This is a genomic window from Streptomyces sp. NBC_01525 (assembly GCF_045040405.1).
Lineage (GTDB): Bacteria > Actinomycetota > Actinomycetes > Streptomycetales > Streptomycetaceae > Streptomyces > Streptomyces benahoarensis.
In genome coordinates this window covers 6,536,135-6,562,351 of sequence record NZ_CP109397.1, presented here as the reverse complement: position 1 = coordinate 6,562,351, position 26,217 = coordinate 6,536,135, and the positions used below count along the sequence as shown (strand labels likewise).

The following is a 26,217-nucleotide window of genomic DNA, read 5'->3' as shown; positions in this document are numbered from 1 at the left end:
CGTCCCGGCGCGGTGCCGGGGCCGTCACCGGCCGCCCGGTGGTCGCGCCGGGCGGCGCACTCCACCGAGGAGTTCGCGGCGCAGGACGCCGAGCTGTTCCGCCGTCAGCACCGGTCCGTCGCGGAGCGGGCGTACGGGCTGATGGCGCACGCCGTCACCCGCGGCACCCGGGCGATGCGCGCGCACGCCGATGTCGCCCCGGCGTACGGGCTGGCCGGTGCGGAGGGCCTGGCGCAGGCCCGCGAGCGGCTGCGGCACGCCCTCGACGTGCAGATCGTGGCCTTCCCGCAGCACGGCGTCATCCGCACCCCCGGCACGGCGGAGCTGCTGACGGAGGCGGCGCGCAGCGGCACGGTGGACTTCGTCGGCGGCATCGACCCGATCGGTTTCGACGGGGCGCCGGACGCACAGCTCGATCTGCTCTTCGGCCTCGCGGACCGGTACGGCGTGGGGCTGGACATCCATCTGCACGACCGGGGCGAGAAGGGCCTCACGTCGCTGCGCGGCATCATCGACCGCACCCGGGCTCTGTCACTGCGCGGCAAGGTGACGGCCAGTCATGTCTTCTGTCTGCCGGGCCTGCCCGACGCGGAACTGGCGGCGGTCGCCGCGGACCTGCGTGACCTGGGCATCGCGCTGACCACCGTGGCGCCCAGCGGCTCCCTCGTCCTGCCGATCGCCTCGCTCACCGGGCACGGCGTCCGCGTCGGCCTCGGCTCGGACGGCGTCCGCGACTCCTGGAGCCCCTTCGGCAACGCCGACATGCTGCACCGGGCGCATCTGCTGGGCCGGGTCCGCGACGACCGCCTCGACCCGGAGCTGACGGCCTGTTACGAGGCCGGGGCGCACGGCGGCGCCGACGTGCTGGGCCTGCCCCGCGCCGACCTCTCCCCCGGCTCCCCCGCCGACTTCCTCCTGGTACACGGCGAGTGCGTCCCGCAGATCGTGGTGGACCTGCCCGCGCGCGACCTCGTCGTACGCGGCGGCCGGGTCGTCGCCCGGGACGGCGTACTCGTCTGATCCGCGCGCCGCATCGCCCACGGCGCGGCGGCAGCGACCGCCGCCCTCGCCCGCACCCCGGGTCCGGCCGCCGCGGTGGAACGGGCGGCGTGAGGCCGTCGCCGCCCCGGCCCTCAACCGCGGTTGACGGGCCGGGAAAACAGCGATGAGCGTCCGCAACGGCATCGCGTGCCGGTCACCGGCCGGGTGAGGCATGGAGGTGCCGGGACATGCCTTCGGAGGCATTCCATGTCGGTCGAGCTGAATCACACCATCGTCCATGCCCGGGACAACCGGGAATCCGCCGCGTTCCTCACGGAACTGCTGGGCCTGGAAATCACCGCGGAGTGGGGGCCGTTCGTCGCGGTCGCGCTGGGCAACGGCGTCACCCTGGACTTCGCCACCGTCCCCGCCGGCGACATCGCCCCGCAGCACTACGCCTTCCTCGTCTCCGAGGAGGTGTTCGACGCGGCGTACGCGCAGATCGCGCGCCGCGGCATCACGCACTACGCCGATCCGCACGGCGAACGCCCCGGGGAGATCAACCACGACGGCGGGCGCGGCGTCCACTTCCTCGATCCCGCGGGGCACTTCATGGAGCTGCTGACCGTGCCGTACGGCGGGTGGCCCGCTCGGGGCCCGGGAAATCAGGTGGCGCCCGGGGTCACCGGACGCCATCATGCCCGTATGAGTGAGGAACTCGAACGGTGGACCCAGGCAACCGTCTACCCCGACATGTGGGCAGATCCGGACGATGACCCCCGCGAGAACACCGGTCCCAGTCCGGACGGCGAACTCGCCACGCTCCAGGACTTCCTGACGGGGTATCGCCTGACCCTGCGGATGAAGTGCGGGGGGCTGGACGCGGAGCAGTTGGCACGTCGGTCGGTGCCGCCGTCGACGATGTCGCTGCTCGGCCTGGTGCGGCATCTCGCCGAGACGGAGCGGGACTGGCGCAACTGGATCGGCGACGAGCCCCCGCTGGCGAAGCTGTACGGCGCGCGGGACGCGGACTTCGACGACGCCGTCGCCGAGCAGTCCGTGGTCGACGCCGCCTACCGCGACCTGGAGCGCGAACAGGAGGCGACCGATGCCGCGCTGGCCGCCCACCCGGATCTGGGCGAGCGGGTGGGCAAGGACAAGATCGCGATCCGGGAGCTGATGGTCCACCGGATCGAGGAGTACGCCCGCCACTGCGGCCACGCGGATCTGCTGCGCGAGCGCGTCGACGGGCGGGTGGGCCAGTAACGCGGGCAGCCGCCTCCTGCCGCCACCGCCCCGCCCCGTCCATCGTGCTTGACGGGCCGGGGCGGCGTGTTCGGCGGCATCGCGCCCGCCCGGTCAGCCACCACCGACCTCGCCGGGTCAGTAGGCCAGTTGGCCGCTGCCCCAGGTGGTGAGGGGGTGATCGTTCAGGACATCGTCGGCGACGCCGAAACCGGCCGTCAGGGTCAGCGCCTGCGGGGCCAATTCCTCGACGACCGCGTCGGTGAGGTCGGGGAGGTCGCGAACCTGATCTGCGGTGAGGGCGCCGTCGGCCAGGAGGTCCCCTCCGTGCGCGGCGACGCGCCGCAGGGCGAACAGCCGGTGCAGGGCGTGCAGGAGGGAGGCGGCGGCCGGGTCGGTGGCCCGGCGGGCGGCGGCGAGCAGGCCCTCTGCGGCGAGCCGCTGGGCGTGGGCGTCGACCAGCCGCAGAGCGGGGGTAACGGTGCGGTTCCAGCGGCCGAGCGGGCCGCCGGAACCGCCGGAACGCAGGCGGGTACGGGCCCGCCGGTGCCAGATGCGCTCGATGTCTGCGAGCAGGTCCTGCAGGACGTCGGGGTCGGTGGGACTGCGCTCGGCGGCGGGGGTACCGGACGGCGGCCGGGGGGTGAAGTGGCCGAGCAGCATCTCACCGGCGGCTTTGGTCCAGATGACGAGGTTGTCGCCCTCGGCGGTGATGGTGCCTTCGTTGGCGGCGAGCTGCGCGGCGATGCCGTTGGCGAGGAACAGGCCCTGCGCACCGCAGCGTTCCCGGCACTCGGTCATCACGGCGCGCGCCTGCCAGGTGATCCAGCCCTTGACGACGGCGACGAGCCGCTCGGCGTCCTCCCGGGGCGCACCGCTCGTCCCCCCGTCCCTCGCCCAGCGCCGTACCGCCGTGCGCTGCAGCAGGGTGGCGGCGTACGCGGTGGCGAGGGCGTCCAGCAGCGGGGCGTGGTGGCTGCGGTAGCCGAAGAGGGGGACCGGGGGACCCGAGGTCATGCCCGAGGTGTGCCGGCGGTGGGCGTGGTGCACCGCGACGGTGACGGCGTGGCGGGTGATACCGAGGCTGGAGGCGCTCATGCAGAGTTTGCCCTCGGTGACGCGGCCGACCGAGGCGAGGAACCGTTTGCGGCGGTTGCCGACCGTGCTGCTGAAGGATCCGTCGGGCCGCAACCGTCCGTGGTCGGCCTGGAGCATCGCCTCGTACGGCAGCCGGACGCGGTCGAAGGAGGTGACGCAGTGGTCGACCGGGGCGGTCCCCGTCTGCGGCAGTCTGCGTATCTCCACACCCGGCAGCGGGCGCCCGGTGTCGTCGTGGAGCGGGGTGAGGAAGAGGAAGACGCCCTCGTCCCTGCCGTCGACGAGAAGGCGAGCGGCGACGACGGCGGTCTTGGGGCCGCCGACGGAGGAGGTGTTCGGCATGAACTTCGCCGCGGCGGCCGACGGCGTGTGCAGGAGGAAGGTGCGGGTGGCCGGGTCGTAGGCGGCGGTGGTCTCCAGGGAGGAGGCACTGTTGCCGTGGCCCGCCTCGGTGCACAGGAAGGTGCCCGTGCGCCGGAGGGAGGTGAAATCCCGCAGGTCGCGCCGGTCGCCGTCGTGGCCGAGCAGGCTGCCGAGGAAGAGATTGAAGTGGATGGACCCGACCGTGAGCAGCCCCTGGTCCACCGGCCCGACCCATTCGTGGAGTGCGGCGAGCTGTTCGATGTCCGACGCGAACCGCTCAGGGGCGGTGACGGTCTCGTTGACCGCGTGCAGCCGTTCGTAGGACAGAGCGGCCCTTTCCTCCGGTGACAGCCCTTCCCGGTACCGGAAGGCGGCCGTGGAGAAGAGTCTCCGCCACGGCTCATGCAATTGTTCGAATTGGTCTCCGAAGAGAATCCGGTTGAGGTCTGCGGCGGTGGAACGAACTTCCACTCCGGGGAGTCGAGTGAGCACGCTCCGGAAGGTAGGACAGGTTCCACTTCCTCCTCAACGTGATCACCGACACGATTCCGGCTCGATGGACTACGGGTATCCTTCCCGCCCCTTCACCGCCGCCCGGCCCCTTCCCTCACTCCGGGCCACCCGGCCCCGCACCACGGCGACGACCACAGTGACGCCGGGCATGCGGGCACCTCCGGCGCCCCTCGGAGGCGCCCTGTGGCGGCGGCGAATTACCGAAGCCCCCGAAATCGAGAGCCTCACGGCAATTCCTCGCGGATGAGGCCGCGCAGCGGGACGGTAAACCAACGGACGCACATGCGACGGAAAAGCCCCTCCACCACGGAGAGAATTCCGATGGCCCGCGCGAAATACTCGGACGGGCGCGGCGTGCCGCACCCCATGCCGGAGTGCGGCCCTCGGCCCACGCACGGACGGCGTGTTGGTGCGGCGCCGGTCAGGAGGTGGGGGCGCCGACGACGCGGCGCTCACCGCCGTTGCGCTGCTGCCACCGGCGGTAGACGTCGACGGCGTCCTCCCGCGGCTCGTACGTCATGGGCAGTCGGCGGTCGGTGTAGTCCTTGGTGAACTCACCGTAGAAGGTGGCGAGTTCGAAGTACTTGCGGTCGTCGACGTAGTGCGGCTCGTAGGCGTCCCGGGTGGTGAGGAAGACGACCTCGTCCGGGGAGCAGTAGTAGAGCGAGCCCAGGCACATGGGGCACGGGTGCGCCAGGACGTAAAGGGTGGCGCCGGTCAGGTGCTCGGTGCCGAGGGTGCGGCATGCCTCGCGGATGGCGAGGATTTCCGCGTGGGCGGTCGGGTCCGAGGTCTGGGCGACCAGGTTGGGGCTCTCCGCCAGGATCTCGCCGTGCTTGACGATGACGGTGGCGAAGGGGCGCCCGCCCTCCTCGACGTTGCGCCGGGCGAGGTCGATGGTGCGCTGTGCGAAGTCCACGGTTCCTCCGGGGAGTTGGTGAGGGGGACGTCAGAAGGGCTTGGTCGGCAGGTACTTGCCGTCAAGGGTCACGACGGCGCGCTCGCCGCCCTCGGGGTCGGCGACCTTCTTGACGTCCAGCTTGAAGTTGATCGCGCTGATGATGCCGTCGCCGAACTGCTCGTGGATCAGGGCCTTGAGGGTGGTGCCGTAGACCTGGAGCATTTCGTAGAAGCGGTAGATCGTCGGGTCGGTCGGGATGCCGCCGGGGATCGAACCGCGGGTGGGGATGGTCTGCAGGAGCGCCGCGGCGTCCGCGTCCAGGTCCAGCAGTTCGGCGACGGCCAGCGCGGAGCGCTCCGGCAGGGCGTGCTGCCCCAGGACAGCGGCGGTGACGAAGGCGACGGACAGTCCGGCGGCTTCCGCGATCTCCTGCCAGGTCAGGTCCTTACGGGTCTTGGACTCGACGGCGACGAGGGCCAGGGCCTGACGGGCGGCGGGGTCGAACTGGGCGTGCGGCATGGTGCTTCCTTTCGGGAGGCGCCGGACGCGCGGTGCGTCCGGCCCGGTACGGGAATCGGAGGGTAGGCGGCAGGGGCCGTCAGACACCGGTGCGGTCGAGGGTTTCGAGCCGGTCGACCGTGCCGGAGGCGATGTCGAAGACCCAGCCGTGCAGCGTGAGGCGCCGCTCGGCGAGGGCCCGCGCCACCGAGGGGTGGGTGGCCAGGTTCCGCAGCTGGGCGGAGACGTTGGCCCACACCAGGGCGGCCACCTCACCGGGCCCCGCCGTGGCGGCGCGGGCGAGGGAGGCGTCCGCGTGGCGCAGCCAGGTGGCGACCTGGGGTGCGCCGGTGAGGTCGTGCCCCTCGGCCAGCGCCGTCATCGCGCCGCAGCCGGAGTGGCCGCAGACGATGACGTCGGTGACGCCCAGCACGCTCACCGCGTACTCGATGCTCGCGGCGGTGCCGTCAGCGGTCGGGCTGTGGGCGGGGACGAGATTGCCCGCCGTACGGATGACGAACAGTTCCCCGGGCTCGCTCTGGGTGATCAGCTCGGGCACCACCCGGGCGTCGGAGCAGCCGATGAACAGCGTGGCGGGCCGGTGCTCGGTGGCCAGCCGGGCGAAGAGTCCGGCCTTCGCCGGGAAGACGTCCCGGCGGAAGTTGGCGACACCGTCCATGAGGTCGGGCATGGTCACTCCCTTCAGTGGCTGCCGGCCCCTGCCGGGCCGACGGGATCCACCATGCACGACCTGGATCTATAGCGTCCAAGACGCAGTCGCCATGATTACTATTGGTGTCACCTATAGGTGTCCGCCTGTGCGGCCCGGACACGGGGAGGCGCCGTCTCCCCGTTGTTCAGGGAGACGAGAACTCGTCCCGGGCCAGGGCGTGGACGGTACAGGGGCGACCGAGGACCGTGTCCTCGCGCAGACGCGTGAATCCGAGGCGCTGAGCGACGGCGGAAGAGGCGGTGTTGTCGTGATGGATCATGGCGGTGATCTGCTGGAGCCTCAGGACCCCGAAGCCCCACGCGAGGACCGCTCGGGCCGCTTCCGTGGCATAGCCCCGCCCCCAATGGGCGCGGGCGAAGGTCCAGCCGATTTCGGTCTCGCCGAACTGTTCCCACCAGTTCAGGCCGCAGCGTCCCACCACTTGGCCGGTACTGCGCAGTTCGACGGCGCACAGTCCGTGACCGCGCCGATCCCACTGCTGCTGTATCTCGTGCAGGCGCGCCGCGGCCTGCTCTTGGGTGTAGCCGCCGACAAACCGGTTGACCTCCTCATCGGCGTGGAGACGCACCCACCAGTCGGTGTCGGCGTCGGTGAGCGGGCGCAGCCGGAGGCGTTCTGTGGTGATCACTGACATACAAGTCCTTTTCCCAGGGCGAGTTGAGGGCAGCGCGCCACTTGGCCCGTAGTGGCTGAAGCGGTGCCGCGGGGACGCCGTGCCGCGCGTGTCGGTGGATGACGGCGTACGCCGCGTCCGCCGCCCCGAGGCCACGTGCGAGGAACACCGCACCGACGGGACCGAGCCGGTGCGCGCCGAACCATTCCCTTCCCGCCTGTCCGACCAGGGGGGGGTGATCGCGACGCCGAGGGAGTGTGCCGCGTCCGGCAAGATGCCTGCGATGACGAAGCTGTCGGTGCCGATGGCGAACATTCCGGCGGCGCGGACGACCGGCGGTCGGTACACGATGCGGAGACCTCCGGATATCGCGATGTAACAGGAATAGCTACGACAAAGGTCCGAAGAGAGGCCGGTCCGGGAGGACCGGCCTCCATGGATTGCGGGGCTGGGCTCAGGGCCCAGGAACCGTCTCCCTCGCCACGTCGGCGACGGTGACGGCTGCCAGCTCGGCTTTCATCAACTCCTCCGCACGGTCGTACACCTCTCGCAGCACGGGCGGGATCCCCCGCCCGACAGGGCACTGCTGATTGGGGGGCGCGGAGTGCAGGGCGAGGAGCGGATCAGGCTCGACGGCGAGGTAGACATCCCTCAAGGTGATGGATTCCGGAGTGCGGGCCAGCCGCCAGCCCGCCCCCTGTCCACGCCGGGACTCCACCAGACCCGCGTCGCGCAGGCTCCCAAGGGTGCGGCGGATGACAACAGGGTTGGTGTTGACGCTGGCGGCGATCTGTTCGGAAGTCACGATGCCGTCGGGGCGCCGGGGGCAGACCCACGCCATCCACGTCAGCGCGTGGGTGGCCACGGTCATGCGGCTGCTCATGCCCATGAGACCTCCAGCTGTCCGAAGTCGTCGACGCCACCTGTGTCGCAACCAATACTGTGACGACACGGGGTCACGTGTCCAGCCGGTGACGCCGTCCGGCGACAAGGCCACCGCCCTCTGTGCGTCCGAGCCCAACTGATCCGCTGCAACAGCTTGTTTCATGAGCGTTCGCTCATGAAACAGTCCGGGAGCGTGAGCGACGGCTTCCGGCGCGGAAGCGCGCCCCGTCAGGCGGTGCCGTGCTCCGGGGCGGGGCGGTCCTCGGTGGCGCGGGCGGTGAGGCAGCGCAGCGCGGCGGCGCGGGTTCCGGCGACGTGGGCGCGGGCCCGCTCCTCCGCCTGACGCTCGTCGCCCGCGCGGATCGCCTCGTACAGCCGCTCGTGCTCACCGCACATCGGATCGCCGTCGTTGAGCTCGGAGGTGAGCCGGAACAGGCGGCGGAGGCGCGAGTCGAGGGGCGCCATCAGGTCGCACAGCAGCGGGTTGCCGGAGGCTTCGACGATGAGGTGGTGGAAGTCGGCGTTGTGGGTGACGGCCTCGCGCAGCCGGCCCGACTCCGACGCCTTCCGACTGCGCGCCAGGAGCCGTTCCATGGCGCGGAGTTGCACGGCGGTGGCACGGCGGGCGGCGAGTCCGGCGGCCAGTCCCTCCAGCTTCTCGCGGACGTCGAAGAGGTGCTCGGCGCCCTCGGTGCCGAAATCCGCGACAACGGCGCCGCGGCGCGCCTGTACCCACAGGAACCCTTCCGATTCCAGGCGCTGCATCGCCTCGCGCAGCGGGATCCGGGAGACGCCGAACTCCTCGGCCAGCTCGCGCTCCACCAGGCGCCGCCCCGCCGAGTACTCCCCCTCGATGATCCGTTCGCGCAGCTCCTCGTGGACCCGGTCGCGCAGGGACCGGTGGGTGTCGCCTATCGGGGTGCGGCGGTCCGGGCGGCGGGTGGTCATCACGTCAGCTCCAGGTACGGGCGGACAGGGGCGCCGGGCGAGCCCCTGGCGCTTCGATCATCGCCGAGCGCACCGCCGCCCTCGGGCTCGGCGGCACCGTCACCGTCAGCCACGCCTACGCCCTCGGCCAGGTGGACGGGCCCGAACTCGACCGCACCGCCGCCGCGTTGGCCGCCGCCGGTGTCGCGATCACGACGAACGGCCCGCGCGCCACCATGCCGCCGGTGCTGCGGCTGTGCGACCACGGCGTGCGGGTCTTCGCCGGGTCCGACAACATCCGCGACTCCTGGTGGCCCTACGGCACCGCCGACATGCTCGAACGCGCCACGATCATCGGCCTCCAGGGCGGTCTGATGACCGACGAGGAGCTGCACACCGCCGCCTCCCTGATCATCGACGGGGCCGCCGCGGCGCTCGGCCTGACCGGTTACGGACTCGCCCCCGGCGACCGCGCCGACCTCGTGGTGATCGCCGCCGACGGCGTGCCCGAGGCGGTCGCCGCTCACCCCGAGCGGCTGCTCGTCCTGCACGGCGGGCAGGTCGTCGGGCCGGAGCCGCGCACCACGTACCCGCGGTTCGCTCTGCCGTCCCCGTAAGGCCGAGCGGCCCGCCGCGGGCCGGTGCGGGTGCCCGGCGGGCCGCTGCCTATAGTCCGCGTATGGGTCCGGAACTGCGTCATCTGCGCTATCTGATCGCGGTCGCCGAGCACGGCAACTTCACCCGCGCCGCGGAGGCGCTGACCGTCTCCCAGCCAACGCTCTCGCAGCAGATCAAGCAGCTGGAACGGTCGGTGGGCGCCCAGCTCCTCGACCGCAGCGGGCGCGCGGTGCGGCTTACCGACGCGGGCACCGCCTACGTCCACTACGCGCGGCGGGCGCTGCGGGAGCTGGCCGCCGCCGACCGCGCGGTCCTGGACGTCGCGGACCTGACCCGGGGCCATCTGCGGCTGGCCATGACGCCGACGTTCACCGCGTATCTCCTCGGCCCGCTGGTGGCGGCGCTGCACGACGAGCACCCCGGGCTGACGCTGGAGGTGCACGAGCAGGCGCAGGACCGTATCGAGGCGGGGCTGCTCGCCGACGAGATCGACCTGGGTATCGCCTTCGAGGGCCCGCATCTGCCGGGCATCGCCGCCACCGCACTGTTCGCCGAGACCCTCGGGCTGGTCGCCACCGCGCACCGGCCCGGGGCGGACGATCCGCGGCCGATGCCGGTGGACCGGCTCGGCGGGCAGCCGCTCGCGCTGCTCAGCGAGGACTTCGCGACCCGGCGCCATATCGATGCCTACTTCGCCCACCACCGCATCGGGCCGCCGATCGCGGTGGAGGCCAACACCATCCAGGCGCTCACCGAGATCGTGCGGCGCACCCCGCTGCTGGCCACCGTGCTGCCCGACGCGATCACCGACGACCATCCGCATCTGGCGCCGGTGCCGCTCGATCCGCCGCTGCCCACCCGCGTGGCGGCGTTGCTGCGGCGGGAGAGCGCCTACCGCAGCGCCGCCGCCCGCGCCTTCACCCGTGTGGTCGCGCAGGTCGTCCGCGACCGCGGCTACCCACCGGCCTGAGCGCGGCGCCGGGCGCGCGGGGCCGGGCGGTGCGGGCGCCGATGAGAGAATCGGGCCCATGACAGGGTCTGAGAAGTTCGAGCCCGAATCGGAGCGGGTCACCCGGCAGTTGCGCGACGACATCATCGACGGCGTCCGCGCGCCGGGCAGCAAGCTGGTCGAGCGGGAACTGGCCGCGGAGCTGGGCGTGAGCCGGCTGCCGATCCGGGACGCCCTGAAGGCGCTGGTCACCGAGGGGCTGGTGACGCCCCGGCCCCGGAGCTGGGCCGTGGTGCGGGAATTCACGCCGTCGGACCTCGCCGATCTGGAGGAGGTGCGCTCGGCGCTGGAGACGATGGCATTCCGCCTCGCCGCCCAGCGCCGCACCCGCGCCGGACTGGCGCGGCTCCGCGCCGACCTCGACACCGAACTGACGGCGGCCCGCGCGGGCGACGCGGTACGGGCCCGGCGGGCGGCGGCCGACTTCCACGAGACGGTGACCTCGCTCGCCGACAACGAACTCCTCAACGAACTGGAACGCACCCTGCGCAGCCGGATGCGGTGGCTGCTGGGGCAGCACGACGATCTGGTGGCCATCGCCGAGGAACACGAGGCGCTCTACGACGCCCTCGTGGACCGTGATGCGGACCGGGTCGCGGAATTGACGGCCCGTCACCTCGCGACCGGTCGCCGGGCGGCCGCGGCACGGCAGGGCTGACGGGGGCGGTACGGCGGAGCGTTTCGGGTGCGCGGCGGCCAGATGTCCGGCCGCCGCACGCTGTCCGGTTACCGTCCGGTGGGGGCTTTCCCGGCTTTGCCCGTAGCGTCCGGGCCGGGGGCGTCCGCGTCGGGGGCGTCCGCCCCCGCCCTCTCCCGCTTCCGTGCCCGCCAGTGCGGAAGCGACGTGTTGGCGACGCCGGACCAGATCTCGTGGTAGCCCAGTCCCTCGGGGTGGCGGCGGGCCGCGCGGAGGGCCCAGAGGTACAGCACGAGGCAGACCATCGCGCCGCAGCACAGCATCGCCGCGAGGGCCAGCAGCGCCACCGCGTTCACGGCCGCGCCGTCCTCCAGCAGCCGCAGGGTCACCAGGGCCATGCCCAGCGCCAGGACCAGCGGCGGTGCGGCGAGGACCGCCGCCCGCAGGGCCAGCGGGATCAGCCCGGGCCGGGAGCCGTCGCGGGCCGTCAGCCGGAGCAGCAACACCCGCTTGCCCGGCGTGAATCCGCCGGTCAGCCACGGCACCACCACGAACCACAGGGCGGTCAGAAGCACCGATGTCAGCACCCCCGTCTCGGTGCCGCTGAACATCGTCACCACGAAGCTCACCGGCGGCCCCACCACGAACAGGCCCGTCACGTCCAGCAGCAGGGCGACCAGACGGCGGCCGAACGGGACGTTGTCGCTGGCGGCCATCGCCCGGTCGTCCAGGGCGTTCAGCTCCGGCAGGAAGCGGGCCAGCGGCGCGGCGAGCGCCCAGCCCAGCGACGCCCCGGCCGTGTTGGCGAGCAGATCGTCCACCGCGAAGAGCCGGTAGGGGCAGGGATAGATCCCCCACAACCCGGTGAACTGGGTCAGCTCGAAGAAGAGGGAGGCGCCGAACCCGGCGAGCGTGGCGGCGAGCAGGCCGCGCCGGAAGTGCAGCCGTACGAAAACGCCCAGCGGCAGCAGGAGGAGGAGGTTGAAGACCGTCTGCCAGAACGCCGAGTTGTGCAGGATCAGCGCGCCGAAGGAGAGCTGATGGTGGGCCTCCTTCCACATGTCGGCGACGAACATCCCCGGCGTCCACTGCGGATTCTTGAAGGTCGGGAACGCCTGGCAGACGTCCACGGCGCTGCTCGGCAGCGGCACCACCACGAGGCAGAGCGCCGAGACGGCGAAGTAGACGAACGCGAAGATGGAGAGGGTGCGCCAGCGGGTCATGATGCCGTGGCGGCGGTACAGGACGATCGCGACCGGTACCGATATCAACAGGGCCAGGCCGGGGAAGAGCATCGCCGCGGTGTTCAGGGGGAGCAGGTAGGCGCCGGTCACCGCGTGCCCTCCCCCGCGGCGGCGGTGCGCGCCCGGTCCGGCCTGTCCGCCGTGTGCCCGCCGGCCGGTGGTGGCGGGCACACGGCGCGGTGGTCCGCCACCGCGCACCGATTCCTCGGCCGGACGACTCCCGTGGGAAGGAAGGTCCCGAAGTTCATCTGTGTCCTGTCATCTTCACGGCAAGGATCGCGGGAGCCCGCCCCGGTCCGCGGGGTCACCCCATCGCCTCACGGCGGGATTAAGGGAACGGGCCTCCGTCATGATCCTGTCAGACGGACAAGCGCACCGGAAAACCCGCGCGCACCCCGTGCGACCTGCCCGTTTCGTACTGCGGGGGCGAACCGTGCGGTACCGCACCACTCCCCCGTCACCGGAGGAGAAGCGGTGCCCGGCGGGCGGGTGGCCCGCCGGGCCGGGCGGCGGCTACGGTGCCGCGTTCAGCAGGTCCAGCGCGGAGTGCTGGCAGCCGTGGCCGGGGCCGTCGCCGCGGTCGCCGTTCCAGTGCGGGCCGTACTGGTCGAGCGCGTTGCGGTCCTTGGCGTAGGCGGTGTCCGCCTGCTTCGTGAGGTAGCCGTCGTAGGGGTGGCCGTCCAGTTCGCGGTTGAGGGCGCCCAGTCCGCGGACGTACGCGCCCTTGAAGCTGGGGCCGTCACCGGTGCAGCTGTGGGACTCGCCCGGCTCGCGCAGGATCCCGCCCGGGTTGAGGTCGCCCGATCCCGTGGAGGCGTCGGCCAGTTCGCGGGCGCCGCGCAACAGTGCGTCGTCGCCGGTGGCCCGGTGCAGCTCCGCGAGACCGCCGAGGATCACGCCCTGGTTATAGGTCCAGGTCGGCTGGCCGTTGTTCTTGCAGGAGTCGTTGAGACCGTCGTTGACCAGGTGCTCTCCGTTGATCATGCCGCTGCCGCGCAGCCAGTTCCAGCCGCTGTTCGCCCGGTCGAGATAGCGGGTGTCGCCTTCGGTCCGGTTGTGCAGCGCGGCGTTGAGGGCGATGTACAGCTCGTTGGTGACGGCGTTCTTGTACGCCGTGTCGGTCTTCCACTGGACGCCGCCGCCGCACGTGTCGGTCCAGTACCCCGCCATGTGGTCGGCGTCGGCGCGTGCGGTGTCCAGGTAGCGGGCGTCGCCGGTCAGGTCGTACGCCTTGACCCAGGCCAGCCCCCACCAGCCGGTGTCGTCGAGGTACTCGTTGCGGAACTGCCCCAGCCGTCCACCGTCCGTACGGTCCTTGTTCTTGTCGTACGTCTCGTCGACGGCGTAGGCGTAGCTCTTGACGCCGGTGCGGCGGATGGTGTCGATGAGGGCGGTCAGGGCGTTGGCGGAGGTCCACCAGCCGTCGCCGCCGAACAGGCCGGTCTTCCGGTCGTAGTCCATCATCAGCGCGGTGGCGGCGGCCTGGCGGCGGTCGGCGCCGTTCCAGTCGGAGCGGGCCCAGCCGGTGCAGGCGATGTCGTCGTCGCCGGTGACCTGCGCGCAGGCGCGGAGCGCGCCGATCCGGCCGGTGTTCCAGTCGTCGACGTTGTACATCTGCGTACGCCAGCCGCCGACGCCGCCGGGGGCGGTGGTGTCGCCGAGGCGGCTGCCGCCGTCCCAGGTGCGGCCGCCGTCGAACGAGCGGTCCACCCAGATCTTGTCGCCCGGGACAACGTTGTCGAGGGTGCCGAAGGCCATGGCGCTGCCGTCGTCGACGTGCAGGGCCATCGCCCGGCCGTGCAGCGTCGCGGTGACCGGTACACGGTCCTTGAGGGCGTTCGCGGGGTCGCGGGCGTCGCAGTACGTGTTGCAGACGCCGCCGTCCGCCGCGACGGCGGGCGCGGATGCCGCGACGGCAGCGAGCATTCCCGCGGCGGCGAGCGCGGCGGCCGCGCGTCGCACCGCCGCGCGCCGCGGGGACGCCGGTGCCGGGTCGGGGGTGTTTTCCGGTTGCGGTGGCATACGGACTCCTCGTCGTCGGGTCGCCGGGAGGGCGCCGGGCGGCGGCCCACCGTGCGCGACCACACTCAAGGCCCGCCGTCCCTCCGGCGTCAAGTTCCGTGGAATACGGGTCCGTTGATGCCCGGAACGGGCGGCGCGACGGGCGATGCGGGCCCGCCCGGCAAGGGGCGGCGCGGGGGCGGAGGCGTGCCGGAGGGCGGTCCGGGTGCCGGGCCGACGCGCCGTCCGGGCGAGCCCGTGCGGCGGGCGGCGGGCGGCGGCGCACCCCCGGCCGTTCCGGCCCCGGCGTGATCACCCCGGCCGCCGGGCCCAGTGATCGCCGGGTAGGCTCGCGTGCCGGTGCTTGACGAACGGGGAGACGGTATGGAAGGGCTGCGGCAGGACGATCCGCCGCGGATCGGGGAGTTTCTGACGCTGGCGCGGCTCGATCCGGCCGCGCGGCGGGACGTTCCCGAACGGCGATATCTGGCGCGCAGCGCCGACGGGTCACGGACGGTACTGATCAGCCTGCCCCTTCAGGGCGCCGATCCGGGGCGCTGGGCGGCCGAGGCGCAGTGGGCGGCGAAGCTGGCGCAGCCCGGTCTGTGGCCGGTGGCGCAGGTCGGCGGCAGCGCCGCGTTCCCCTGGCTCGCCTCGCCCTACCGGCCGGCGCTGCCGCTGCCGGAGGCCATCGACGCCCACGGCGGTCCGCTGCCCGAGGAGGCGGTGCGGACGCTGGGCGCGGCGCTCGCCGAGTCGCTGGCGTCGGCGCACGTCCTGGGCGTGGTGCACGGCGGGCTGTGCCCCGCGTCGGTGCTGCTCACCGCGTACGGTCCGCTGGTCTCCTGCTTCGGCGCGGTGCGCGCGGCGGCGCCGGACGGTATGCCGCGGACCGGGCTGCCCGGTATCGACGCGGGCTGCCTCGCGCCCGAATCGGGTACGGGCGGGCCGGTTCAGGCACCCTCCGATGTGTACGCGCTGGGCGCCGTCCTGGCGTACGCGGCGACCGGTCACACCGTGCCGGAGCGGGCGGAGATCCCCGCCGGACTGCGGGCGCCGATCACCGCCTGCCTGTCGCGGGATCCCGCCGCGCGGCCCGAACCGGCCCAGGTCCTGGCGCAGCTGGCGCCCGGCGCGGCCTGGGGCACGCAGCACGCGGGCGCCGAGCCGGTGTCGCTGCCCGGCCGGGTGGTCGCGGCCCTGTCCCTGCAGGCGGCCGCGGTGCTCGCCGCCGAACTCCCCGAGGTGCGCTGACTCCATGCCGACCGCTCTTCTCCACGACGATCCGCACACCGTCGGCCCGTATCTGCTGCTGGCCCGGCTGGGCGGCGGCGGTATGGGCACGGTCTATCTGGCGCGTACGGCGGGCGGCCGCACCGTCGCGCTCAAGGTGCTGCACCAGCGGCTGACCGCCGATACGGCGCTGCGCCACCGCTTCCGGCTGGAGGCGGACGCGGCGCGGGTGATCGGTGGCCGCCACGGTGCCCAGGTCCACGACGCCGACCCGGACGCGCCCCGGCCGTGGCTGGCGACGGAGTACGTCCTCGGCCCGCCGCTGGACGACGCGGTGGAGGCCGCCGGTCCGCTGCCGGAGCGGTCCGTGCGGGCGCTGGGTGCGGCGCTGGCCCAGGGCCTGGCGCAGCTGCACCGCTGCGAGGTGGTGCACCGTGACCTCAAGCCGTCGAACGTCCTGGTCACGGCGGCCGGGCCGAAGATCATCGACTTCGGGGTGGCCCACGCGGTCGGCGAGGCGCCGCTGACGCAGGCCGGTGCCGCCGTGGGGACGCCCGCGTTCATGTCGCCGGAGCAGGCGTCCGGTGGCGAACACGCGGCGGCGGGCGATGTGTTCGCGCTCGGCGGGCTGCTGGTGTTCGCCGCGGCCGGCCACGGCCCGTTCGGCTCCGGGCAGCCCACGGATCTGCTCTACCGCGTCCGCTACACCGAGGCGGACCTCGGCGGGGTGCCGCCGGAGCTGGTGCCGGTGCTGAGCCGCGCTCTGGCGAAGGACCCGGCGCAGCGGCCGACGACCGAGGATCTGGCCGCCGCGCTGGCGCCGGACGGCATACCGCAGGTCTTCGCGGACGTGCTGCCGGACGGTGTGCTGCGCATGGTCGCGCAGCGCGGCGACGAGGTGTGGCGGCAGCCGCCACGGCTGGCGCCGCCGCCCCCCGACGCGCCGCCGGGACCCGTGACGCTGCCGGGCGGGCCGGGGCCGTCGCGGCGCCGCATGCTGGCGATGACCGCCGGCGGGGTCGTCGCGGGCGCCGGTGTGGCGGGCGGGCTGTGGGCGTGGCTCGGCCGGGGCGGTGGTCCCGGTGGCGGTGATCCGGCGCCGAAGCCGGTGAAGCCGCCGACGCGACTGTGGACGTTTGCCGCGCGCACCCCGGACCGCGACGGCCAGGTGCTGTCGACCCGGCACGGGCTGGCGATGCCCGGCGGCATCGTGCTGTGCGGCGTCAACCCGGAGAGCGGCGAGGGCACCTGGCAGGCGAACGTCTCCGACGCCTGGCGGTGGGCGACCGACGGCACCGACATCTACGCGCTGCGCGAGCACGACAAGGGCAAGAAGCTGGCGGTGTGCCTCCTCGATCCCGCCGACGGCCAGCCCGGCGAACCGCTGGTGGAGCCGGCGGAGTTCGTGGGCGGCGAGAACCGCAACCAGCTGCTGTGCGTGGTGAAGAAGACCGCCTACCTGGTGGCCAGGGCCGTGAACCGCGACCGCTGGTACGTCGTCGCCCTCGATCTGCGCACCGGCCGGGTGCGGTGGCGCACCCAGGTGGACGCGGCGGCCGACGGCTACCTGCCGCCGATGCTGCGCGGCGTGGTCATCGGCGACCGGCTGGTGGTGTCCCGGTCCGACTCGGGCATCCACTTCGTCAATGTGACGTCGTACGCCCTCGCGGACGGCAAGATGCTGTGGACGCTCTCCTCGCCGTTCTCCGGCGAACCGCCGTCCGAGCTGGTCGTCGACGACCGGTACGCCTACCTCACCGACGAGGCGGTCAGCGCCCTCAAGCTGTCCGACGGCGAGAGCGGCTGGCTCTTCGGCAACGACCGGAACGTCGGCGGCAGTGCGGGCCAGAGCCGGGTCTACGGAGCCCCGGCCCTCCACGACGGGGTCCTGTACTGCACCGAGGGCGACCGCGGCCTTGTGGCCCTGGACGCGGTGACCGGCAGCCTCAACTGGGCGGAGAAGGGCCTCAAGGGCCGCCGCCTCAGCCGCGAGGTGCCGCCGGTCGTCGGCCGGAAGTATGTCTACAGCCTCGACGACAAGGGGCTGCGCGCGGTGGACCTCCGCAGCCGCACCGCGGTGTGGACGTTCCCGACCGACGCGACGGTGGTGACCGCCGATCGCGAGCGCGGGCGGCTGTATCTCCGCGAGCAGCAGGCCACCTTCGCGCTGCCGCTCGCCTGAGCGCCGCCTCGTCCAGGAAGGACTTGAAGTTGAGAACACTCGGCCCCGGAGATCCGCTCCGGCTCGGCCCGTACCGCATCGTCGGGGTGCTCGGCGAGGGCGGCATGGGCAAGGTGTACCTCGGGCGGGACGCGGCGGGGCGGCCGGCGGCCGTCAAGGTGCTGCTGCCCGAGCTGGCGCACGACCGGCATCTGGTCGACCGGTTCGTCCGGGAGGCGCAGACGGCGCGCGCGGTGACCAGCGAGGGCGTCGCGCGGGTGCTGGGCGCGGAGCTGGAGTCGGGGCGGCCGTGGATCGCGTCGGAGTTCCTGGCCGGGCCGACGCTGGACGACGCGGTGCAGCGGCACGGGCCGCTCGACGAGGGGCTGCTGCGGGAGACCGCGCGGGCGCTGGCGGTCACGCTCGGGGACATCCACGCCACCGGTCTTGTCCACCGCGACCTCAAGCCGTCGAACGTCGTCCTGACCTCGAACGGCCCGCGCGTCATCGACTTCGGCATCGCCCGCCCCGAGCACGGCCTGACGCTGACCCGGACCGGTCAGATCCCGGTCACGCCGGGGTACGGCGCGCCGGAGCAGGTGCTGGGGCAGCGCGTCGGCCCCGCCGCGGACCTCTTCTCGCTGGGCGCGGTGCTGGTCTTCGCCGCGAGCGGCCGCCCGGCGTACTCCGGCGCCGAGGTCACCGCGCTCCTCTACGAAGTCGTGCACGGCTCCCCGGATCTGACGCTGGTGCCGCAGGCGCTGCGGTATCTGGTCGAGCCGTGTTTCGCGAAGGATCCGGGGGCGCGGCCGCTGCCCTCCCAGGTCGCCGAGGCGGCCCGGGCGCCGCAACGGGGCGCCCGGCTGTGGAAGTCGGGACCGTACGCCGCTGACATCCGCGACCGGGAGACGGCGGCCAGGCGGATGACCGGGGAGACCCCGCCGACGGTGCTGCCGGGCGGGACGGCTCCGGCCACGGAGGCGACGGCGGTGCCCGGCGCGAAGCCGTCACGGCGGCGGCTGCTGGTGACGCTGGCGGGCGGCGGCGCGCTGGTCGCGGCGGGGGCGGGCGGCGCGGTGTGGTGGTTGTCGGACGGCCGGCCGTCGGTCTTCACCGACCCGTTCGACATCCCGTCGGCCGCCACGGTGCGCCCCGCGGAGCTGGGCACCGGCACCGGGACGCCGGAGCCGCTGTGGGGGCCGGAGGAGGGCGTGGCCGACGGCGGGTCACCGCCGCCGCTGCCGGTGCGGGACGTGGTGGTCTTCGCGGCGGCGGGCGGCGGCGTCGCCGCGCGCCGGGTCACCGACGGCAAGGAAGCCTGGCGGGCCGGGGAGGTGCGGGGCGACGCGGGTTATCTCTCGATCGCCGACCGGCTGGTGGCCACCGCCGACGGCGACGGCGTGCTGCGCACCTACGTCGCCTCCACCGGCGATCCCCGGTGGACCGTCGACGCCGGGGTGGACGCCCTGCTCGCCGCCGACGCCGCCCATGTGTACGTGCTGACGTCCGAGGGCGCGCTGCGGTGCGTGGCGACGAAGGATGCAACGGTCCGGTGGACGCGCCGTCCGCCGCTGCCGCTGACCGGGGGGCGCCCGGCGGCGGCGCTCGGCGGCGGGGTGCTGGTGATCTGTACGTCGGGCGGCGATGTGGTCGCGGTGCGCGCCGCCGACGGTGCGCGGGCGTGGGTGCGCAAGGGGCAGGCGGCGGGCGCGCTGCGGCCCGCGATCGACAACGGCACGGTGTTCCTGGGCGGGCACACCCTGGCGGCGGTCGGCGCGCACGACGGCAAGGTGCGGTGGAACAAGCCCGCCATGCAGCCGATCCGGCGCGGGGTGTACGGCTTCGGCCCGCCGACCGTGGCCTCCGGGGTGGTGTACGTCCTCGACGGTGACGCGATGCGGTCGCTGCGTCCCGACGGGGAGGAGGCGAGCATGACGACGATGGTGGCCGGGGTGACGCCGCCGTGGCAGCCGCCGGTCGTGCAGGCGGGCAGCGTGTGGGCGGTGGAGAGCCGCGACACCGGGGTGAGCGGCTGGCCGCGCAACGGCGACATCAGTTCCGGCCAGGGGCAGACGTACCCCCTCAAGGAGGGCTCGGGCCGTACGGCCGCGGGCGCCGCGAACCGGCTGTTCGTCCTCAACTCGGGTGCGCTGGTGGCGCTTCGGGTGTTCTGAGGAGGGCACGGGCGATTTTCGGGGTGTCGGCCGGACGGTGCGTGCCCGGCCGGTCCGCCGGCGGGCGTTACACGGAGGGCCCCGGGCCGTGCGTTCGGTGCCGCACCGGGGACGGGGACGCTCCCCCGCCCTCCGGTAATCTGACGGCTTCCCCCAGGAGGAGATGCGTCAGTGGAGTTCCGGTTGCTCGGAGCGGTTTCCGTCGTCACCGAGGTCGGCGATCTGCCGCTCGGCCCCGCGAAGCGGCGCAGCCTGCTCGCCGCTCTGCTGCTGCGGCCCAACCATCCGGTTCCGGTGGAGGCACTGACGGACGCACTGTGGGACCAGAAGCCGCCGCCGCGGGCCCGGAGCGTCATCCAGGGCCATGTCTCGCGGCTGCGGTCGCTGCTGACCGAAGCGGGCGCCGGGATGTACGGCGTGGAGCTGGTCACGCAGGGCGCCGCGTACGTGCTGCGGATGCCGGAGAGCCTGCTGGACGCGCACCGCTTCGAGGAGCTGGTGGCGCTGGCGCGGGGCCAGCGGGTGGTGGGCGACGCGGTGGCGATGTACCAGGAGGCGCTGGCGCTGTGGCAGGGGCCCGCGCTCACCGGCGCGTACCGCAGCGCCCCGCTGCAGGCCGCCGCGCAGGCCCTGGAGGAGCTGCGGCTGACCGCCGTGGAGCTGCTGGCCGGGGCGTACACGCAGGTCGGCGAGTACGCACGGGCCGCGTCGCTGCTGCGGGCGGAGGCGGCCGCGCAGCCGCTGCGGGAGTCGCTGTCGGCCGCGCTGATCCGGACGCTGCAGCGGGCGGGGCGCCGTTCGGAGGCGCTGGACTGGTTCCATCGCACCCGGCAGCTGCTCGCCGAGGAGTTGGGCGTCGGCCCGGGGCGGGAACTGGCGGACGCGTACGCGGTGGTGCTGCGCGGCGACGGCGACCCGGCGGCTCCGGTGGCCGCGACGGCACCCGCGCCGCCGGATCCGCAGGCCGCGCCCGCCCCCGCGCACCCGGGGACCGCCGACCTCCTCCCCCGTATGCCGCGCGGTTTCCACGGCCGGGCCGACGAGCTGACGGCGCTGAGCCGGGCCGCCGCCGGGGAGGCGCCCGTCTGTCTGGTCACCGGGCCCGCCGGGGTGGGCAAGACCGCGTTGGTGGTGCACTGGGCGCACCGCAACCGCGACCGGTTCCCCGGCGGTCTGCTCTACGCCGATCTACGGGGCTTCAGCGACACCCGCGAGGTGGAGCCGGCCGAGGTGATGCGGGATTTCCTGCTCGCGCTGGGGGTGGCACCGCGCCGGATACCGGAGTCGGCGAGCGGGGCGTCGGCGCTGTTCCGGTCGCTCGCGGCCGACCGTCAGCTGCTGGTCGTCCTGGACAATGCGCCCGGCTCCGCGCAGGTGCAGGAGCTGCTGCCGGGCGGCGCGCGGTGCGTCACGGTCGTCACCAGCCGCCACCGGCTGCCCGCACTGATCGCCTCCGACGCGGCCCGGCCGGTGCCCGTGGACGTGCTGGGGCCCGAGGACAGCGCCGCGCTGCTCGCCGCGGTCCTCGGTGAGGAGCGGGTGCGTGCGGAGGCGGGGGCGGCCCGGCGCCTCGCGGAGCTGTGCGGCGGGCTGCCGCTCGCGCTGCGGGTGGCCGCGGCCCGGCTGACCGATCAGCCGGAGTGGTCGCTGTCCACGCTGAGCGGTGAGCTCTCCGACGAATCACGGCGGTTGGCGCTGCTGGACGTCGAGGACACCGGCGTCCGGGCGGCGCTGCGGCTGACGGTGCGGCGGCTCCCGGCGGACGCCGCGCACCACTTCGCGCACCTGGGCCGCCACCCCGGCACCCATGTCGACCGGTACGCGGCGGCGGCCCTGGCGGCCACCGACCCGGCGACCGCCGAGGCCGCCCTGGACCGGCTCGCCGCGGCGCATCTGGTGACCCGGACCGCGCCGGACCGCTGGACACTGCACGATCTCGTCCGGCTGTACGCGCGGGGTCTGGACGCCGACCCGGACACCCTGCCGCGGGCGCTCGACCATGCCGTGGCGACCGCGCTGGCCGCGGCGGACGCGGCCGAGCCGGGCGACGAGTCGTGCTTCCCGCTGCCCGCGGACTTCCGCGCGCCCCCGGAGATCCGCCGGTTCGCCGCCCGGGACGAGGCGATGGCGTGGTACGAGGCCGAGCGGGACGGGCTGACGCTGGCGGCGGCAGCGGCGGACGCCGCGGGGCTGCACAGCCGGACGTGGCGGCTCGTGCTGGGCCTGTGGCCGCAGATCGTGTGGCGGGTGCGGGACGGCTGGACCCCACTGCTGGGGACGGCGCTGGAGGCGGCGCGGGCCGACGGGGATCTGCGGGCGCAGTCGCGGATCCTGGCGCTGCTGGGGTGGGTGTTGACGGAGGAGGGCCGCGTCCCGGAGGCGCTGGCGCATCTGGAGGCGGCGCCGGTGCTGGCGGCGCGGGCGGGGGACCGTAGCGCGCAGGCGACGGCGCTGATCAATCTATCGCTGGCGCAGGCGGCGCTCGGCAGTCCGCAGGAGGCCGTGGAGGAGTGTGCGGACGCGGCGCTGCTGGCACACGACGCCGGGGATCCGTACACCGAACGCCTCGCACTCTACCACCTGACATGTCATCAATTGGCCTGCGGGGCCTGGGAGTCGGCGTTGGAGACGGTGGCGGCGGCGCAGGCGCTGGACGATCTGGCGGACGCCTCGGCGGCAGGGCGGGTGCTGTTGGTCGCCGCGGCCGGTGAGGCGCTGCTGGGGATGGGCGACGAGGCGGCGGGCACCGCCCGGCTCCGGGAGGCGGCGGGCGCGGCGGAGGCGTGCGGTTTCGACGACGGCGCGGTACGGGCGCTGGGCGCGCTGTTGCGGGTGACGACAGGCGCGGAACTGGCCACGCTCCAGACGCGGCACGACAAGGCCCTGGCGCGGCTGCAATTGCGTTCCTGACCTGCGATGACGCGCCCCGACGGAGAGTTTCACCCATTCGCTCGCGGACCGTCAGCGGCACGTTGGTGAGGCGTTGGTGGAACGTCAGCCGACCCGGGAAAAGTGGTGCACACGACGCGGGAACGACCTCGGAGAGTCCCGCGCACGAATGCAGGGAACCCGATCATGCGCACTTCCCGGATCCGCGCCACCGTCCTGGCCGCCGCCACCGCCACGCTCGCGCTGAGCCTGACCGCCTGCGGCGGTGGGGACACCGGTACGAAGAGCGACGCCGGCGCCCCGCAGAGCCAGTCCGCGTCCGGCGGGGACGCCAAGGGCGGCACGGCGCAGGCCAACAGCGGCAAGGACGCCAAGGACGACACCCGGTCGACGTCGGCGTCGGGCGGCACGGGCACCGCCGCGGACAAGGGCGGCGACACGGCGGACGCCCGGCAGTGCGTCGGCGACGAGCTGATGGTCACCGCGGAGCACCGCTTCGCCGGGCAGCAGGGCGACCACCTGCTGATCACCGCGTCGAACGAGGGCTCCAAGCCGTGCTGGGTCACCTCGTACCCGTCCGTGAAGCTCGGCGACGTCGACGCCGTGCTGCCGCACTCGAAGAAGGACAACCCGGGCGGCGGCCAGCAGATCACGCTCCGGCCCGGCGGCAAGGTCTACAGCGCGGTGAACCTCTTCGACTACGGCTCGAAGAACCACAGCGCCACCTCGTTCGCCATGGGACTGCGCGACCGGAACGGCCACGTGGGCCCCGAGTACTCCGTCGACGCCAAGGGCGGGTCGAAGTTCACCTGGAACGAGGCCGACGTCCTGAACTGGAACACCAAGAAGCCGTACGACTTCTGACGGTGACGTGGCCCCTGCCGGACGGCATTCGAGGGCGGCACGTCCGACCGGGGCCTCCCCGCCGGTCGGAGGCGGCTGTCACGCCCGCGGGATCAGCCACTCCCGAAGCTCGACGAGGTTCCCCTCGGGGTCCTTGAGGTGGGCGACACGCGTCCGGCCGGGTCAGCGGGCGGTCGTCCGGTCGTCCCCCGGGACGCGGGCCGGCGTGCCCGGCGGCAGGCCGAGTTCGCGTTCGGCGGTGGTCACGGCCATGCGGGTCACCGACTCGGGGCGGTCGGTGGTGCCGGTGGTGGCATGGGCACCCAGGCCGTCGATGACCACCAGGATCTGGATCATCGTCACGTACGGGTCGTCGGTACGGAACTCCCCTTGGACGACACCCTCGCGGATCAGCGCCTCCAGCCGCTCACGCCAGACGGCCTCCTGGTCGCCGACCCGTTCGCGCAGGACTGGGTGGTAGCGGCTGAGGTGGCGGGCGTTGATCCACAGGCGGCTGACGCCGTCGTACGCGGGGCCCGTGGCGCGGGCGAAGAACCGGGCGGGGCTTCCGGTGGGGGTGGTGCCGGTGCGGCCGGCGGGCAGCAGGGCGTCCAGTTCGACGCGGGCGGCGCTGCCGAACGCCTCGGCGACCAGTTCCTCGACCGACGGGAAGCAGTGGCCGATCAGGCCCGGCCGTACGCCGAGGTCCTCGGCGATCCGGCGCAGGGTGATGCACCCCAGTCCGCCGGCCAGGGCCACGGCGGCGGCAGCCGCGATGATCTCGGCCCGCCGGGCGGCGGGGGACTTCCGGGTGTGCCTGCGCGGGACGGTGGAGGACATACCGCGACGCTGTTGATGGTGGTCCCGCGGTGCAGCTGCGGCCCGTTTCCCCGTGGGGCGCGGGGACCGGCCTCGCGGAACGGCGCCCGGCCCGCCGCCGTCCGCTCCGCGCTCCGCACGGGAATTCGTGTGCGTATCCGGAAAGCTCTTGACAGGCTGGTGCCATGACCTCTCAGCACGACGACACCGCGGGCCCGGCCGCCTCCGCGGACCTGCTCGCCACCCCGCTCACCGAGGAGCTGCTGCGTGGCGCCCTCGATGTGGAGCGCACCACGCACGGGCTACTGCCGCACCGGCTGCCCGCGCGCGCCCGCGCGCAGTTCTCCGACCCTCAGCTCTCCCTCGCGGAGTCGCAGCCCTCCGGCGTCCGGCTGGTGTTCCGCACCCGGGCCACCACCATCGAACTGGACACGCTGCGCACGAAGATGGCGTACGTGGGCGCGCCGGAGCGGCCGGACGGCATCTACGACCTGGTGGTCGACGGGCAGCTCACCGCGCAGGCGTCGACGGACGGCGGGAACGTCCTGCTGGTGGACATGGTCAAGGGGTCGGCCGAGACGAAGCCGGGGCCGCTCGGCACGGTGCGCTTCGTGGGGCTGCCCGAGGGCGCCAAGGACGTCGAGATCTGGCTGCCGTACAACGAGATCACGCAGCTCGTGGCGTTGCGTACGGACGCGCCCGTCGAGCCGCCGCCGTCGCGCGGGGCGCCGGTGTGGCTGCATCACGGCAGTTCGATCAGCCATGGCTCGAACGCCGCGAGTCCCACCACGACCTGGCCGGCGCTGGCCGCCTCCCTGGGCGGCGCGGAGCTGGTCAACCTCGGTCTGGGCGGCAGCGCGCTGCTCGATCCGTTCACCGCCCGCGCGATGCGGGACACCCCGGCGGATCTGATCAGCGTCAAGATCGGCCTCAACCTCGTCAACGCCGATCTGATGCGGCTGCGCGCCTTCACCCCGGCGGTGCACGGCTTCCTCGACACGATCCGGGAGGGCCACCCCACCGCTCCCCTGCTGGTGATCTCGCCGGTGATCTGCCCGATCCACGAGGACGCCCCGGGCCCCAGCGTCCCCGACTTCGAGAACCTCTCCGCGGGGCAGCTCCAGTTCAAGGCCGCAGGCGACCCGGCCGAGCGGGCCACCGGGAAGCTGACGCTGAACGTCATCCGCGAGGAGCTGGCCCGTATCGTGCGGCAGCGCGCCGCCGGGGACCCGCGGCTCTTCCTCCTCGACGGCCGGGATCTGTACGGCGAGGCGGACTTCGCCGAACTTCCGCTCCCCGACCAGCTCCACCCGAACGCCGCCACGCACCGCCGCATCGGCGAGCGGTTCGCGGCGCTGGCGTTCGGCCGCGGCGGCGCGTTCGCCGGTACGGGCCGGCCCGCCGGGACGGCCTGAGCGGCGGGCGCGAGGGACGGCGGGATAGCGGCGGCGCGGCCGAAAATGCCTGTTCCGGGGCGCCGCGGTCCCGGAACAGGATCACGAACCGTCGGCTTCGAGTCACCCACCGCGATGTGAACCTCCGACCATTGACACCCACTCACGTGTTGATCAATCATCACTGAGGTCACAGGAACGAGCTTTCGACTCATTCCGCCCGAACCGACCCCCGCACGAGCGGTGCCACGGCGACGGAGTACGTACGTGGCGGGCGGACATCGGCCGCTCGTTCCCGCCGGTCCCGCCCGGCGGACGGGAGACCGGTGCCGCCGCCCGGCACACGGCGCGCCGGGCTTCCGCGGCACCCGGCCCGACGGACCCGGAACCACCGCTCCCCCTTGGAGCGCCATCAGCCGTCCCCCTCGACGCGACGCC

At 73.7% G+C, this 26,217-nt stretch carries 20 protein-coding genes and 2 pseudogenes; 12 read left to right on the top strand and 10 right to left on the bottom strand.

Translation table 11 applies throughout. The features are described 5' to 3' along the window. Positions 1 to 42: 42 nt before the first annotated feature. The 3 genes and pseudogenes from OG422_RS28235 to OG422_RS28225 form a co-directional block, all read left to right on the top strand. Positions 43 to 1,020 (top strand): annotated as a pseudogene (locus OG422_RS28235) (amidohydrolase family protein); the annotation flags it as partial. A 228-nt stretch (positions 1,021 to 1,248) separates the two neighbouring features. After that, positions 1,249 to 1,632, top strand: a pseudogene (locus OG422_RS28230) (VOC family protein); the annotation flags it as partial. 54 nt (positions 1,633 to 1,686) lie between these two features. Continuing rightward, positions 1,687 to 2,247 carry a DinB family protein gene (locus OG422_RS28225; RefSeq protein WP_405748029.1) on the top strand — a complete coding sequence of 187 codons (561 nt, stop codon included), beginning with the start codon at positions 1,687 to 1,689 and terminating at the stop codon, positions 2,245 to 2,247. Between the two features lie 117 nt (positions 2,248 to 2,364). Here the strand turns inward: OG422_RS28225 and OG422_RS28220 are convergent, their stop codons facing one another. The 7 genes from OG422_RS28220 to OG422_RS28190 all read right to left on the bottom strand — a co-directional run bounded on the left by OG422_RS28220 (position 2,365) and on the right by OG422_RS28190 (position 8,778). Then, the gene (locus tag OG422_RS28220) at positions 2,365 to 4,095 is read right to left on the bottom strand and encodes an acyl-CoA dehydrogenase (protein ID WP_405746944.1); all 1,731 of its coding nucleotides are present in this window, start codon (positions 4,093 to 4,095) and stop codon (positions 2,365 to 2,367) included. A 526-nt stretch (positions 4,096 to 4,621) separates the two neighbouring features. After that, complete coding sequence (locus OG422_RS28215) at positions 4,622 to 5,119, bottom strand: nucleoside deaminase (RefSeq protein ID WP_405746942.1); 498 nt, start codon at positions 5,117 to 5,119, stop codon at positions 4,622 to 4,624. A 30-nt stretch (positions 5,120 to 5,149) separates the two neighbouring features. Then, on the bottom strand, positions 5,150 to 5,620 hold the full coding sequence (gene cynS, locus OG422_RS28210; protein WP_143940357.1) for a cyanase: 471 nt from the start codon (positions 5,618 to 5,620) through the stop codon (positions 5,150 to 5,152). Positions 5,621 to 5,699: 79 nt separating this feature from the next. After that, positions 5,700 to 6,290 carry a carbonic anhydrase gene (locus OG422_RS28205; RefSeq protein WP_143940356.1) on the bottom strand — a complete coding sequence of 197 codons (591 nt, stop codon included), beginning with the start codon at positions 6,288 to 6,290 and terminating at the stop codon, positions 5,700 to 5,702. 166 nt (positions 6,291 to 6,456) lie between these two features. Next, positions 6,457 to 6,960, bottom strand: a complete 504-nt coding sequence (locus OG422_RS28200; protein ID WP_251076451.1) for a GNAT family N-acetyltransferase — start codon at positions 6,958 to 6,960, stop codon at positions 6,457 to 6,459. A 439-nt stretch (positions 6,961 to 7,399) separates the two neighbouring features. Beyond that, positions 7,400 to 7,834 carry an Rrf2 family transcriptional regulator gene (locus OG422_RS28195; RefSeq protein ID WP_405746939.1) on the bottom strand — a complete coding sequence of 145 codons (435 nt, stop codon included), beginning with the start codon at positions 7,832 to 7,834 and terminating at the stop codon, positions 7,400 to 7,402. Positions 7,835 to 8,058: 224 nt separating this feature from the next. Beyond that, entirely contained in the window at positions 8,059 to 8,778 is a 720-nt protein-coding gene (locus OG422_RS28190; RefSeq protein ID WP_405746937.1) for a GntR family transcriptional regulator, read from the bottom strand. A 59-nt stretch (positions 8,779 to 8,837) separates the two neighbouring features. On the opposite strand from OG422_RS28190, the gene OG422_RS28185 reads away from it, so the two are divergent. The 3 genes from OG422_RS28185 to OG422_RS28175 all read left to right on the top strand — a co-directional run bounded on the left by OG422_RS28185 (position 8,838) and on the right by OG422_RS28175 (position 11,042). Next, positions 8,838 to 9,374 carry an amidohydrolase family protein gene (locus OG422_RS28185; protein WP_405748027.1) on the top strand — a complete coding sequence of 179 codons (537 nt, stop codon included), beginning with the start codon at positions 8,838 to 8,840 and terminating at the stop codon, positions 9,372 to 9,374. A gap of 62 nt (positions 9,375 to 9,436) precedes the next feature. Next, positions 9,437 to 10,345 carry a transcriptional regulator CynR gene (cynR, locus tag OG422_RS28180; RefSeq protein ID WP_143940352.1) on the top strand — a complete coding sequence of 303 codons (909 nt, stop codon included), beginning with the start codon at positions 9,437 to 9,439 and terminating at the stop codon, positions 10,343 to 10,345. 58 nt (positions 10,346 to 10,403) lie between these two features. Beyond that, a complete protein-coding gene (locus OG422_RS28175) occupies positions 10,404 to 11,042 on the top strand; it encodes a GntR family transcriptional regulator (protein ID WP_405746936.1) in 639 nt (212 codons plus the stop codon). Between the two features lie 68 nt (positions 11,043 to 11,110). On the opposite strand, the gene OG422_RS28170 is transcribed toward OG422_RS28175, so the two are convergent. Further along, positions 11,111 to 12,355, bottom strand: a complete 1,245-nt coding sequence (locus OG422_RS28170; protein ID WP_405746934.1) for a VanZ family protein — start codon at positions 12,353 to 12,355, stop codon at positions 11,111 to 11,113. Positions 12,356 to 12,778: 423 nt separating this feature from the next. Beyond that, a complete protein-coding gene (locus OG422_RS28165) occupies positions 12,779 to 14,287 on the bottom strand; it encodes a glycoside hydrolase family 76 protein (protein ID WP_405746932.1) in 1,509 nt (502 codons plus the stop codon). A gap of 363 nt (positions 14,288 to 14,650) precedes the next feature. On the opposite strand from OG422_RS28165, the gene OG422_RS28160 reads away from it, so the two are divergent. The 5 genes from OG422_RS28160 to OG422_RS28140 all read left to right on the top strand — a co-directional run bounded on the left by OG422_RS28160 (position 14,651) and on the right by OG422_RS28140 (position 23,587). Further along, on the top strand, positions 14,651 to 15,520 hold the full coding sequence (locus OG422_RS28160) for a serine/threonine protein kinase (protein ID WP_143940349.1): 870 nt from the start codon (positions 14,651 to 14,653) through the stop codon (positions 15,518 to 15,520). Between the two features lie 4 nt (positions 15,521 to 15,524). Continuing rightward, on the top strand, positions 15,525 to 17,681 hold the full coding sequence (locus OG422_RS28155) for a protein kinase domain-containing protein (protein ID WP_405746930.1): 2,157 nt from the start codon (positions 15,525 to 15,527) through the stop codon (positions 17,679 to 17,681). 29 nt (positions 17,682 to 17,710) lie between these two features. Further along, a complete protein-coding gene (locus OG422_RS28150; protein WP_405746929.1) occupies positions 17,711 to 19,834 on the top strand; it encodes a serine/threonine-protein kinase in 2,124 nt (707 codons plus the stop codon). Between the two features lie 171 nt (positions 19,835 to 20,005). After that, positions 20,006 to 22,744 carry an AfsR/SARP family transcriptional regulator gene (locus OG422_RS28145; protein ID WP_405746927.1) on the top strand — a complete coding sequence of 913 codons (2,739 nt, stop codon included), beginning with the start codon at positions 20,006 to 20,008 and terminating at the stop codon, positions 22,742 to 22,744. 165 nt (positions 22,745 to 22,909) lie between these two features. Beyond that, positions 22,910 to 23,587: a DUF4232 domain-containing protein gene (locus OG422_RS28140; RefSeq protein ID WP_405746926.1), complete on the top strand. Its 678-nt coding sequence runs from the start codon at positions 22,910 to 22,912 to the stop codon at positions 23,585 to 23,587. 162 nt (positions 23,588 to 23,749) lie between these two features. Here OG422_RS28140 and OG422_RS28135 read toward each other — a convergent pair whose 3' ends face one another. After that, positions 23,750 to 24,406, bottom strand: coding sequence for a TetR family transcriptional regulator C-terminal domain-containing protein (locus OG422_RS28135; RefSeq protein WP_405746925.1), 657 nt, complete (start codon positions 24,404 to 24,406; stop codon positions 23,750 to 23,752). A 164-nt stretch (positions 24,407 to 24,570) separates the two neighbouring features. Between OG422_RS28135 and OG422_RS28130 the strand changes: the two genes are divergently transcribed. After that, positions 24,571 to 25,800, top strand: a complete 1,230-nt coding sequence (locus tag OG422_RS28130) for a GDSL-type esterase/lipase family protein (RefSeq protein ID WP_405746924.1) — start codon at positions 24,571 to 24,573, stop codon at positions 25,798 to 25,800. Positions 25,801 to 26,217: the final 417 nt, after the last annotated feature.